Source organism: Pseudomonas sp. B21-019 (assembly GCF_024749225.1).
Taxonomy (GTDB): domain Bacteria; phylum Pseudomonadota; class Gammaproteobacteria; order Pseudomonadales; family Pseudomonadaceae; genus Aquipseudomonas.
The window spans coordinates 4,666,182-4,678,133 of the sequence record NZ_CP087193.1 but is presented as its reverse complement, the minus strand read 5'-3'; the positions used below and the strand labels follow the sequence as shown (position 1 = coordinate 4,678,133).

13 protein-coding genes are annotated in these 11,952 nt (G+C 59.9%); 6 read left to right on the top strand and 7 right to left on the bottom strand.

What is annotated here, in order from left to right; genetic code table 11:
• The first annotated feature begins 2 nt into the window (after positions 1-2).
• From LOY36_RS20785 to rluB, 4 genes are all read left to right on the top strand, one after another.
• Entirely contained in the window at positions 3-632 is a 630-nt protein-coding gene (locus tag LOY36_RS20785; RefSeq protein ID WP_007938530.1) for an L-threonylcarbamoyladenylate synthase, read from the top strand.
• A gap of 66 nt (positions 633-698) precedes the next feature.
• Positions 699-1,457, top strand: a complete 759-nt coding sequence (locus LOY36_RS20780; RefSeq protein WP_253548957.1) for a ScpA family protein — start codon at positions 699-701, stop codon at positions 1,455-1,457.
• 11 nt (positions 1,458-1,468) lie between these two features.
• Positions 1,469-2,455 (top strand): SMC-Scp complex subunit ScpB, encoded by a 987-nt coding sequence (scpB, locus tag LOY36_RS20775; RefSeq protein ID WP_258670611.1) that lies wholly within the window; start codon positions 1,469-1,471, stop codon positions 2,453-2,455.
• Positions 2,456-2,760: 305 nt separating this feature from the next.
• Positions 2,761-4,026 carry a 23S rRNA pseudouridine(2605) synthase RluB gene (gene rluB / locus LOY36_RS20770; protein ID WP_018929938.1) on the top strand — a complete coding sequence of 422 codons (1,266 nt, stop codon included), beginning with the start codon at positions 2,761-2,763 and terminating at the stop codon, positions 4,024-4,026.
• A gap of 234 nt (positions 4,027-4,260) precedes the next feature.
• Here rluB and LOY36_RS20765 read toward each other — a convergent pair whose 3' ends face one another.
• Both LOY36_RS20765 and LOY36_RS20760 read right to left on the bottom strand, forming a co-directional pair.
• On the bottom strand, positions 4,261-5,226 hold the full coding sequence (locus LOY36_RS20765; protein ID WP_258670609.1) for a leucyl aminopeptidase: 966 nt from the start codon (positions 5,224-5,226) through the stop codon (positions 4,261-4,263).
• Positions 5,227-5,293: 67 nt separating this feature from the next.
• Entirely contained in the window at positions 5,294-5,431 is a 138-nt protein-coding gene (locus LOY36_RS20760; RefSeq protein WP_007938535.1) for a hypothetical protein, read from the bottom strand.
• Between the two features lie 932 nt (positions 5,432-6,363).
• On the opposite strand from LOY36_RS20760, the gene LOY36_RS20755 reads away from it, so the two are divergent.
• The gene (locus LOY36_RS20755; RefSeq protein WP_258670606.1) at positions 6,364-7,776 is read left to right on the top strand and encodes an amino acid permease; all 1,413 of its coding nucleotides are present in this window, start codon (positions 6,364-6,366) and stop codon (positions 7,774-7,776) included.
• A gap of 128 nt (positions 7,777-7,904) precedes the next feature.
• Entirely contained in the window at positions 7,905-8,318 is a 414-nt protein-coding gene (gene arfB, locus LOY36_RS20750; RefSeq protein ID WP_007938537.1) for an alternative ribosome rescue aminoacyl-tRNA hydrolase ArfB, read from the top strand.
• Here the strand turns inward: arfB and LOY36_RS20745 are convergent.
• The 5 genes from LOY36_RS20745 to LOY36_RS20725 all read right to left on the bottom strand — a co-directional run bounded on the left by LOY36_RS20745 (position 8,315) and on the right by LOY36_RS20725 (position 11,872).
• The gene (locus tag LOY36_RS20745) at positions 8,315-9,514 is read right to left on the bottom strand and encodes an MFS transporter (protein WP_204125154.1); all 1,200 of its coding nucleotides are present in this window, start codon (positions 9,512-9,514) and stop codon (positions 8,315-8,317) included. The two genes, arfB and LOY36_RS20745, sit on opposite strands and share 4 nt — an antisense overlap.
• 104 nt (positions 9,515-9,618) lie before the next feature.
• Positions 9,619-9,801, bottom strand: coding sequence for a hypothetical protein (locus LOY36_RS20740; RefSeq protein ID WP_258670602.1), 183 nt, complete (start codon positions 9,799-9,801; stop codon positions 9,619-9,621).
• A 75-nt stretch (positions 9,802-9,876) separates the two neighbouring features.
• Positions 9,877-10,008, bottom strand: a complete 132-nt coding sequence (locus tag LOY36_RS20735; protein WP_007938543.1) for a hypothetical protein — start codon at positions 10,006-10,008, stop codon at positions 9,877-9,879.
• Positions 10,009-10,322: 314 nt separating this feature from the next.
• Positions 10,323-11,516, bottom strand: coding sequence for an amino acid aminotransferase (locus LOY36_RS20730; protein WP_408981095.1), 1,194 nt, complete (start codon positions 11,514-11,516; stop codon positions 10,323-10,325).
• Complete coding sequence (locus LOY36_RS20725; RefSeq protein ID WP_007938547.1) at positions 11,516-11,872, bottom strand: 4a-hydroxytetrahydrobiopterin dehydratase; 357 nt, start codon at positions 11,870-11,872, stop codon at positions 11,516-11,518. The genes LOY36_RS20730 and LOY36_RS20725 overlap by 1 nt, the downstream gene beginning before the upstream one ends.
• Between the last annotated feature and the right edge of the window lie 80 nt (positions 11,873-11,952).

Sequence of the window (11,952 nt, the reverse complement as noted above, 5' to 3'; positions counted from 1 at the left end):
ATGTGAGTCAATTTTTCCAGATTCATCCGGAAAACCCGCAAGCGCGCCTGATCAAACAGGCTGTCGAGATCATCCGCAACGGCGGGGTGGTGATTTATCCCACAGACTCTTCCTACGCCATTGGTTGCCAGATCGGTGACAAGACCGCCGTGGAGCGTGTGCGTCGTTTGCGTCAGCTGGATGAGAAGCACAACTTCGCGCTGATCTGCAGCGACCTGTCGCAGCTGGGGCTGTTCGCCAAGATCGACACCGGTACTTTCCGTTTGCTCAAGGCCCATTTGCCAGGGCCTTACACCTTCATTCTCAACGCCACCCGCGAAGTTCCGCGGCTGTTGCTGCACCCGAAAAAACGCACCATCGGCCTGCGCGTGCCGAGCCATCCGATTGCGTTGGCGCTGCTGGAAGAACTCGGCGAACCGCTGATGAGCGTGACCCTGATCATGCCCGGCGATACCGACCCGTTGACCGATCCCTACGAAATGCGCCAGTTGCTGGAGCATCAGGTGGACCTGATCATCGACGGCGGTTTCGGCGGGATCAAGGCGTCCACCGTGATCAACCTCGCCGACGGCGAGCCGGAAGTCATCCGTGTCGGTTGCGGCGACCCAACGCCATTCATGGCCGAGGCGTAGATGTCTGCAGTAGAACCAGAACCCGTCGACAGCCAGGCCGGCGCCCAGCAAGAACTGCCTTTCGCCATGGTCTATGGCCAGGCGGTCATGGAAATGCCGCTGGACCTGTACATCCCGCCGGATGCGCTCGAGGTCTTTCTGGAAGCCTTCGAAGGCCCGCTCGACCTGCTCCTGTACCTGATCCGCAAACAGAACATCAATATTCTCGACATCCCGGTGGCGGAAATCACTCGCCAGTACATGGGCTATGTCGAGCTGATGCAGTCGGTGCGCCTGGAACTGGCCGCCGAGTACCTGGTAATGGCCGCGATGCTTGCCGAGATCAAGTCGCGGATGCTGCTGCCGCGAGCCGAAACGATCGAAGACGAGGAAGACGACCCTCGCGCCGAACTGATCCGCCGCTTGCAGGAGTACGAACGCTTCAAGGCCGCCGCCGAAGGTATCGATGGCCTGAGCCGCGTCGGCCGCGATGTCGTGGTGCCCAAGCTCGACGCGCCGGAAGCCCGGGCGCGCAAGCTGCTGCCGGACGTGAGTCTGGAAGAGTTGCTGATGTCCATGGCCGAGGTCTTGCGCCGGGGCGACATGTTCGAAAGCCACCAGGTCAGCCGCGAGGCACTGTCCACCCGCGAACGCATGAGCGATGTACTGGAGCGGCTCAAGGGTGGCGGTTTCGTGCCCTTTGTCGAGCTGTTCACCGCTGAAGAAGGACGTCTGGGGGTAGTGGTGACCTTTATGGCGATCCTCGAACTGGTCAAGGAATCCTTGGTCGAGCTGGTGCAGAATGAGCCGTTCGCGGCGATACATGTGCGAGCCCGAGCCGAATAACGAGTTGAATCATGAACCTGACTGAACCCCGCGAGCTGGCGCCGCTGCTTGAAGCCTTTCTGTTGGCCTCGGGAAAACCGCAATCGCTTGAGCGCCTGTTCGAACTCTTCGAAGAAGGCGAGCGGCCCGAACCAGCGGTTTTCAAGAAAGCGCTGACAATTCTGGGCAAATCCTGCGACGGCCGAGCCTTCGAACTGAAGGAAGTCGCCTCCGGGTATCGCCTGCAGATCCGCGAAAAGTTCGCGCCGTGGGTCGGGCGCCTGTGGGAAGAACGGCCGCAGCGTTACTCGCGCGCCATGCTCGAAACCATGGCCCTGATCGCCTATCGACAGCCGATCACCCGGGGCGAGATCGAAGACGTGCGCGGTGTGGCGGTCAACAGCCACATCGTCAAAACCCTGCTGGAGCGTGAGTGGATCCGCATCGTCGGTTACCGTGACGTGCCCGGCAAACCGGCAATGTTCGCCACCACCAAGGCCTTTCTCGATCACTTCAACCTGAAGAACCTCGACGACCTGCCGCCGCTGGCCGAGCTTCGGGAGCTGGAGCCCGAGCCGATGCTCGAGTTCGACGACGCACCGGTGCCGGCCGGGTTGCAAGAGTTGGCAGATGCCAGCGCCGAGCCGGAAGAGCCCAAGGAAGAAACCAGCTTCCACACTTTGTTGCTGGAACTGGACACCATGGAGGAGGGGCTCAAGACTGATTTCGACGATTTGCTGCGCGATGGCGAGTTGACCGAGACTGAAGAGGTATCGGAGCAGCCGGAGCCGGAAGTCGAGCTAGAGCTTCAGGTTGAGGCGTCAGTTGCTGACGAAGAAGAGCAGGAACCAGAGCTTGAGGATGACATTCTTGGCGTTGCCGAGGCTCGCGAGAAACTGCTGGCCGCGGTTGCCGCGCTTGAACAACCCAAGCCCGAACCTGAACTCAGCGATGAAGAAGCCGAAGCCCGGGCCCTGGCCGAAGCGATCGAGGCCGAACGCCGCCAGTTCGAGGATTGAAGCCGTCAAAAGATCGCAGCCTGCGGCAGCTCCTACGGGGGCGGTGTTTACCCGCGATATTTCGGCGAACATCGATCCTGTAGGAGCTGTCGAGTGAAACGAGGCTGCGATCTTTTGATCTTGTTCCTCCATCCACCACCGGCCGGCGGAAAAACCAATAACTGACGGTCGATCAGCTAGTCTCTGATGCGCGAACGCTTCCATGAGCGTATGATTCGCGACCCTTTGACGATCCCTTCGTCAAACGACCAGATTTCACATCTTCAGGCCAAGGCCTGAACTTGATCACACCGGGAGGTGCCCAGATGAGTATCAACGACCAGAAAGACGACCAGGAAATCGGCCCAGCAGGCGAAAAACTGCAGAAAGTCCTCGCCCGTATCGGCGTCGGCTCGCGCCGTGACGTAGAAGCCTGGATCAGCCACGGCCGCATCAAGGTCAATGGCAAAGACGCCACCCTTGGCCTGCGCGTCGACCTGCATGACGCCATCACCATCGACGGCAAGGTGATCAAGCGCGAAGAAGCCGCCGAGTCGGTTCGCCGCGTGATCATGTACAACAAGCCCGACGGTGAAATCTGCACCCGTGACGACCCGGAAGGCCGTCCGACCGTGTTCGACAAGATGCCGCGCCCGAAAGAAGGTCGCTGGATCAACATTGGTCGCCTGGACATCAACACCACAGGTCTGCTGATGTTCACCACCGACGGTGAGCTGGCCAACCGCCTGATGCACCCGTCTTACGAAATGGACCGTGAATACGCCGTCCGTGTACGTGGTGAAGTCGACGACGAGATGATCGAGCGTCTGAAGGCAGGCGTGGTGCTCGAAGACGGCCCGGCCAAATTCACCGACATCAAGCAGGCACCAGGTGGCGAAGGTTTCAACCACTGGTACCACTGCGTGGTGATGGAAGGTCGTAACCGCGAAGTTCGTCGTCTGTGGGAGTCCCAGGGCCTGGTGGTCAGCCGTCTGAAGCGCGTGCGTTTCGGTCCGGTGTTCCTCAACTCCGACCTGCCGATGGGTCGCTGGCGCGAAATGAGCCAGCAGGAAGTCGACATTCTGAGTGCTGAAGTCGGCCTGACGCCGGTGGCGATGCCGCAAATGAACGCCAAAAGCAAAGACAAGCTCGAGCGTATGCAGCGCAAATCGTCCCGCCCGGTGGGCAAGACCGAACGCGTACGGACCTTGCGTCCAGCCGCTGGCGCTCCAGCTGCCGGCCCGCGTCCATCTCGCGAGCCGCAGATCGAAGGCGAGCGCCCGGCCCGCAAGCCAGCGCCACGCCAGGACGGCGAGCGCGGTCCACGCACGCCACGTCCGGCCAACGGTCGTACTGAGCGTGGCGAAGGCCGTGGCGCTCCGTCCGGTGGTCGTAGCGATCGCGGTGCGCCTGCCGGCCGTGGTACGCCAGTGGCAGACCGCCCGGCCGACACCAAGCGCCCGGCCAAGCCGGCGCCGAAGAAACGCCCAGGCATCGTGCTGGTCGACAAGGACGCGCCATCGGGCAAGCGCCGCGGCGCACCCGCCGGCTCCGGCCAGCGTCCGGGCTTCGGTCGTCGCAAGCCTGAGTAATCGGTAAGCGCCCCATGAAAAACGCCATCCCTCGGGATGGCGTTTTTTTGTGCCTGGCAGAACCGGTTCTCAATATGTAGGTAGAGTTGTGGCGAGGGAGCTTGCTCCCGCTGGGTCGCGAAGCGGCCCCAAAACCATTCACCTCGTTATGTCAGGCAAGCCGCGTCGGCAGGTTTTGCGGCTGCTGCGCACCCGAGCGGGAGCAAGCTCCCTCGCCACAGGGGCCGGTGTTGCTCAGAAGACAAACCGCCCATCAAACACCGGCTCATCATCCAGCGCCAGCACGCCGCCAGAGAAGATCAGGTCCAGATGATGGCTGCCCTTGGCGCCTCCGCCCAACCCCAAGTGCAAACCGCAATGTCGCTCTTCGAACCCGGCATTGCGCGCATACAACTCTTTCACACCTTCGTTGGTGCCGATCCCCAACTCCTCGATGCGCCGGTTGGACGGATTGGCGTCCAGGTATTTGTTGAAGTCATGTTCCAGTCCCGGCACATCGGTGGCGATTTTGCTGATGGTCGAGTTCTCGATCCACAACTCCAGCGGTGATTCGAGTACGCCGTACTTGCGGGCAAACGGAATCGTGCTGAGGAACGTCCCCATGAACTTCACCCGGCCATTAATCGCCTCGCTATGGGTGGCAATCTCGCCGGGCGCCAGGTCGAAGTTGCCGACACCATTGATGTCGGTCCACTTCTTGATACTGCTCAACGGTGTTTCGAACCACGAGCCATGATCATCTTTGAAACTTAAAGTGGTGGCCTGGGACATGCGCTGGATCAGGTGGCTGTTCAACCCGGCAATCCGCTGTGGGGTGACACTGAACGTGTCGTAGAAATAATCGCCGTAATCCTTGAACAGCAGCGACTTCTTCCAGTTTTCCGCCATCACGCCTTGCAGCGCGCGGACAAAGTCCGGGCCGTCGGGACGCGGGTTGGGCAGGGTAGAAGAGTCGTAGAAGAAAATGTACAGATCGCTGTCGGCAATCGCCTGGGCCAGTAATTCGGTGGGTTCGAGGTCCAGGCGCACTGCGCTGAAGCTGAACCTTGGGCTGTTGCCGGCCTGTTCGGCGATGGCGCCGGTCAGCGCCTCGTAATCAGCGGTATGGCCGAGCAAGACCTTCGCCGGGTTGATGCCGGCAACGGCTGGGTGATGTTCGAGGTAGTAAAGGAAATGCGAGATGGCGCGCTGCTTATCCATGGAGTCCTCCCTGACAAACCTGGTAAGTGGCGGGCACGACCGGCCGGATCGTACCCGCCGGGATGTCTTACAGAGGCCACATCGCCGTGCCGAACGGAACAACCGCGTCGGCTTGCATCATTTCAACGGCGGCTTCATGGGTCGGTGCTTCAAACCAATCGTCCAGTTGCAGTTCAGTGTCCAAGTCTTTGTCCAGTGCTTGCATGGTGAATCTCCTGAATGACTTTTTCGGTAAGAACAGCGGCGCGTTTTTCATTCATTGAAGAGCGCGTCAACTTGCCGGTCGATGCGGCTCGGCAAGTCGCTGAAAACCTAGTTCACAGGTTTTTGAAATGCAAAAAAATAATTAAACAATTTTCATTTGAACTAATTATTCCATTTTGTAGAAAGTAAATTTCTTAATAAAAAACAGAAAACTAAGTTGGAAAACTCCTTAGGAAGCTTCCTATCGTCAATTTACAGTCAGCGGGTCTCTGGATCTGATTTGGAAAACTTGCGTTACGCACTGTAAATAAATCCTTACGAAAAGCGCCCCCAAACCCCGTGGAATGCCGCTGAGGAAAGGGCTGTAAGGAAAACCTGCCGTCCGCCGCCGCGATGGTGCTGTTCAAGGGCTCTGGCGCGCTTGTCTCGGCCTCGATTGAAAGGTGAGATGCGCCCCATGCCTGTCGTGCAGGTGCATAACAAGAAGGAGGCGCAATGAACGCCGTGACTCATCTCCATCTCTCTCCGTGGGGCGATTTTTCCGCTGCCCCCGTCGAAGACCTGCAAAGGTCTGACTCAATTTTTGCAGCCGCCCGAGACCCTCGAGGCGGACACAGGCAATCCCGGCAACCGACGCGCTGATCCAGCGGTGTCTGGCAGCAGGGGGTTACAGGTGTACAATGCGCCGCGTTTTAACTGTGACCCTCTGCGCAACAGCGCAAACCTCAAGGCTATCCGCTTTGTTCACTCCGCCGCGTCACGAGCGTGTCGGGTTCGATTTCGTCACAGATAAAAACAAACAGGTGACGCATGACTGTCGTAAAAACGCTGAACTCCTGGTGCCTGCGCTGGGGTTTGATCGGCGCTGCTTGAAATCGCAACCGAGCAGCAACGTCTACTGAACATCATCAAACCTTGCGTGAGACCCTTTTCATGAGTGGACAAAACTCGCATTCAGGCGAGCTGAAACGCGGCCTGAAAAATCGCCATATTCAACTGATCGCCCTCGGTGGCGCGATCGGTACCGGGTTGTTCCTCGGCTCGGCCGGCGTGCTCAAATCCGCCGGCCCGTCGATGATTCTCGGCTACGCCATTTGCGGCTTCATCGCCTTCATGATCATGCGCCAACTGGGCGAAATGATCGTCGAAGAGCCGGTGGCCGGCTCCTTCAGCCACTTCGCGCATAAATACTGGGGTGGTTTTGCCGGTTTCCTGTCGGGCTGGAACTGCTGGATTCTGTACATCCTGGTGGGCATGTCGGAGCTGACCGCGGTCGGCAAATACATCCACTACTGGGCGCCGGATATCCCGACCTGGGTCTCCGCTGCTGCGTTCTTTGTGCTGATCAACGCGATCAACCTGGCCAACGTCAAAGTCTTCGGTGAGGCCGAGTTTTGGTTCGCGATCATCAAGGTCGTGGCGATCGTTGGCATGATTGCTTTGGGTAGCTATCTGTTGGTCAGCGGCCACGGCGGCCCGCAAGCCTCGGTGACCAACCTGTGGTCCCACGGCGGTTTCTTCCCGAACGGTGTCAGCGGCCTGGTGATGGCCATGGCGATCATCATGTTCTCCTTCGGCGGCCTGGAAATGCTCGGTTTCACTGCTGCTGAAGCCGACAAGCCAAAAACCGTGATCCCGAAAGCCATCAACCAGGTGATCTACCGGATCCTGATTTTCTACATCGGTGCGCTGGTGGTCCTGTTGTCGCTGACCCCTTGGGACAGCCTGCTGACGACACTGAATGCGTCTGGCGATGCCTATAGCGGCAGCCCGTTCGTGCAGGTGTTCTCGATGCTCGGCAGCAACACCGCCGCGCACATCCTCAACTTCGTGGTCCTGACCGCGGCGCTGTCGGTGTACAACAGCGGCACCTATTGCAACAGCCGCATGCTGCTGGGCATGGCCGAGCAGGGCGATGCGCCGAAAGCCTTGTCGAAGATCGATAAGCGTGGCGTGCCGGTACGTTCGATCCTGGCGTCGGCTGCTGTGACGTTGATCGCGGTGTTGCTGAACTACCTGATCCCGCAAAACGCGCTGGAACTGTTGATGTCGTTGGTGGTTGCGACCCTGGTGATCAACTGGGCGATGATCAGCTTCTCGCACTTCAAGTTCCGCCAGCACATGAACAACACCAAGCAGACGCCGCTGTTCAAGGCCCTGTGGTACCCGTACGGCAACTACATCTGCCTGGCGTTCGTAGTGTTCATTCTCGGCGTGATGCTGCTGATTCCGGGCATCCAGGTCTCGGTGTATGCGATTCCGGTGTGGGTCGCGTTCATGTGGATCTGCTACGGCATCAAGCACAAGCGCAGCGCCCAGCAGGCGTTGCAGGTTGCGGTGAAATAACGCAACGCGCAGAAACACCAAACCCGGCCAATGCGCCGGGTTTTTTGTGGGCGATGCAATACCTGTGGGAGCGTATTCCTTCTGTCTATTCGCGGTATCCTGCGCGCTCTGAATACGGACGCTTTTCCATGCTGGTGATTTCCAACAACGTGCATCTGCCGGATGCCGAGATCGAGTTGACAGCCATTCGCGCCCAGGGCGCCGGAGGGCAGAACGTCAACAAGGTTTCCAGTGCGGTGCACCTGCGCTTCGACATTCCGGCCTCGTCCCTGCCCGAGTTTTACAAGGAACGGCTGCTGGCGTTGCGCGACAGTCGCATCACCAGCGAAGGGGTGTTGATCATCAAGGCCCAGCAATACCGCACGCAGGAGCAGAACCGCGCCGACGCGCTGGAGCGTCTGACCGAGTTGATCCTCAGCGCTACCAAAGTGGAAAAGAAACGCCGCCCGACCAAGCCGACTCTGGGCTCGAAAAAGCGTCGGCTCGAATCCAAGACCAAGCGCGGCAGCATCAAGGCCGGGCGGGGCAAGGTGGATTTTTAGCGGGCCTCACGCTCTTCCCGATACTTGGGTGCCTGCCGGTACAAGTAAACGCTCAACATCAATCCGCTCAAAGCGGCGAGGGCGGCAAACAGGAAGATCGAGGCAAAACCAAATCCTGCAGCAATCGCACCCGCCAGCGGTCCGGTAATCCCCAGTGACAAATCGATAAACAGCGAATAGGCCCCAACGGCTGCGCCACGGCTGGAGGCCGGCACCAGATTGACCGCTTCCACGCCCAAGGCCGGGAACACCAGCGAAAAGCCGAAACCGCTCAGCGCCGCACCGGCCAGTGCCCAATGAGCATCTGGCGCCAGCCACAGCAGCAACAGCCCGAGGGTTTCCACCGAGAGGCAGGCAATCGCCACGCGAAAGCCGCCGAGGCGGTTGATCAGATTGCCGAACAGCAACCGTGCGCCAATGAAACTGGCGCCGAACAAACTCAGGGACAGCACCGCGTTGGACCAATGCTGAGTGGCGTAATACAGGGTGATGAAGGTCGCGATGGTGCCAAAGCCGATGGAGCCCAGTGCCAGGCCGCAGCCATGAGGGAACACCCGTCCCAGCACATGCATGAACGGCAAACGCTCACCGGCGACAATCGGCGCCGCGGTTTTCGGCCAGGCCAGCGCCACGCCCAGCACGGCGAGCAGCACGATGCTCACGCCCATGCTCCACAAACCCAATTGACTCACCAGCAGCACCCCCAGTGGTGCGCCGACCGCCAACGCGCCGTAACTGGCGATGCCGTTCCAGGAGATGACCTTGGCGGTGTTCGCCGCGCCGACCCGGCCGATGCCCCAGCCGATCGACCCGGAGCCGACCAGGCTTTCCGCGCTGCCGAGGATCAGGCGGCCAATCAACAGGCTGATCAAACTCAGCATCGGCAGGCTTTGCGTCCAGGCCGAAATCAGCATGAACACGCCGCTCAAACCACAGCCGGCGAGGCCATACATCACCGCCAGTTTGCTGCCCTTGTTATCGATGATGCGCCCTGCGTAAGGGCGGCTGAGAAGGGTGGCCAGGTATTGCACGCTGATCACCAGCCCGGCGATCACCGCGCCGAAGCCGAGGTCGCTGTGGACGTAGCCCGGCAATACGGCCAGGGGAATACCGATATTGAGGTAACCGATGAAAGTGAACAGGACGATGGAAACGACTTGCAGCGTGACCGCCAGGGGGCGCTGGGTTTCAGACATGGGTAAAAGGTCCACGGGGCAGCAGGATAGATAGGCTGCTTATGATAGCGGCGTGGACGGTCGCAGGGCGTGAAAAAGTAAAACTAATTGCCGAACGGGATGAATCAGGATTTTGCGGGGGCGACCAGTTGCGTCGTGACCAGGGCGGCCAGGGCATTTTCTTCGCTGCCGAAGCGGGTCAGCAGGGCGGCTTGTTTCTCGGGGGAAAGGCGATTCCAGATCTCGATCATCTTCTCGGCGGTGCCGATCAGGACGCTGGCCTGGGCTTCAGTGAAATCATCGCTCATGGTGCGGGCTCGCGGTTCAGGCAGTGTGGAAAGCGCATGTTAGCGCTTTCCACACGGTCTGGCATTGCAGGTGTATCAGTCTTCTCTGTCGGCCTGGCGGCGTTCAGGTGCTTCTTTCGGCTCGGGCTGTTGGGCGCCGGCTTGTTGCGTGGTTGTCTGCTCAGTTTCGTGCAGGCTTGGGAAGGGGAGATTAGGGATCTCGTGCATGTTTCGCGCTCCTCGCTAAGTCTGTTGATAGATCTGGTAGATCCGCGCTTTTAAAAAAGCCTGGGCAGGATACAGCAGGAAAAATGACAAATAGACTTTATATCCATTTGTTACGACGGATGGGATTGTCTAGACAGGTCTGCAGGAGGCAAAGACCCACTGTGGCGAGGGAGCTTGCTCCCGCTGGGTCGCTGAGCGGCCCCAATGCAGGCAATGGGTTCTTTGCGTTAGAAATCGGTTGCAGTTTTTGCGACCGCTACGCGCTCGAGCGGGAGCAAGCTCCCTCGCCACAGGGAGCTCGCCATTGCATCGTGTTACTTGCAGACGTCAGCGATGGCCTCGGCCAGCAGGTCCAGGCGTGTCGCATCGATCCCCGCCACGTTCGCCCGGCCCGAGCTGACCATGTACACACTGTGATGTTCGCGCAGTTGCTTGACCTGCTCCGGCGACAAACCGGTGTAGGAAAACATCCCGCGTTGCACACCAATGTGCGCAAACCGCTCGCGCAAGCCGTGGGGTTCGAGCGCTTCGACCAGGCCACTGCGCAGCTGGGCGATGCGCAAACGCATGGCTTCCACTTCGTCGGCCCAGCGGCTTTTCAGCTCTGGATCGCCAAGGATGGTCGCGACCACGGCGGCGCCGTGATCCGGCGGTGTCGACCATAGGTTGCGGGCGATGTTGGCCAATTGGCTGCGGATGTCCACCAGCTTGTCGGCGGTTTGTGCGCAGACAATCAGTGCGCCGGTGCGGTCGCGGTACAGGCCGAAGTTCTTCGAGCAGGAACTGGTGATCAGCACTTCCGGCAACTCGGCGGCGAACAGCCGGGTCGACCAGGCATCTTGCTCCAGGCCATCGCCGAAGCCCTGATAGGCGAAGTCGATCAGAGGCAGCAAGTCGCGACTGCGCACCACGTCCAGCACCCGGCGCCAATCGTCATGGGACAGGTCGAAACCGGTCGGGTTGTGGCAGCAGGCGTGCAGCAGCACCACATCGCCCTTCGGTGCTTGATTGAGCACCGCCAGCATCGCTTCGACATCGAGGCGGTTATCGCTGCCCACGTACGGGTAGTGACTGACCTTGACCCCGGCTGTCGCGAAAATCGTTTCGTGGATCGGCCAGGTCGGACTGCTCAGCCACACGCCACGGCCCGGCAGGCACTGGGCGATGAAGTCGGCGCTCAAGCGCAGTGCGCCGGTGCCGCCCGGCGTTTGCGTGACGCCGGCCCGTTGCTCGGCGATCAGCGCCGAATCAGCACCCAGCACAAGCTCGTTGATGACTTTGCCGAACGCCGCATCGCCGTGGCCGCCGATGTAAGTCTTGGTGGCCTGGCGATCCACCAGGCGCTGCTCGGCAAGCTTCACCGCTTCAGGGATTGGCGTCAGGCCCTGGGCGTCTTTGTAGACACCCACGCCAAGGTCGAACTTGCGCGGGTTAGGGTCCTGCGCATAGGCCTCCATCAGGCCGAGAATCGGGTCGCCGGGTACTCGGCCGATGGCGTCGAAATGCATTATTTGCGGCCCTCGGCGTCTTTGGCTACTTCGTCAGTGCGCGCGGCCATGATGAAGTCGTTGCGGTGCAGGCCCTTGATGGAGTGGCTCCACCAGGTCACGGTGACTTTGCCCCACTCGGTCAGCAGACCCGGGTGGTGACCTTCGGCCTCGGAGATTTCGCCAACGGCGTTGGTGAACGCCAGCGCGTGTTTGAAGTTTTTGAACAGGAAAACTTTTTCCAGCTGCATCACGCTGTCGCGCACTTCGATGTTCCAGTCAGGGATCTGCTTGATCAGGATCGGCAGTTCTTCGTCGCTGACCTGAGGGGCATCGGCGCGGCAGGCTTCGCAATGGGCTTGGTTCAATGTGGACATGATGGGTTCCTGAAATCGAATTATTGGAAATCGGCCGTCAGTGACACCACGCTAAACCAAAGCGCTGGTTCCTGACAGGC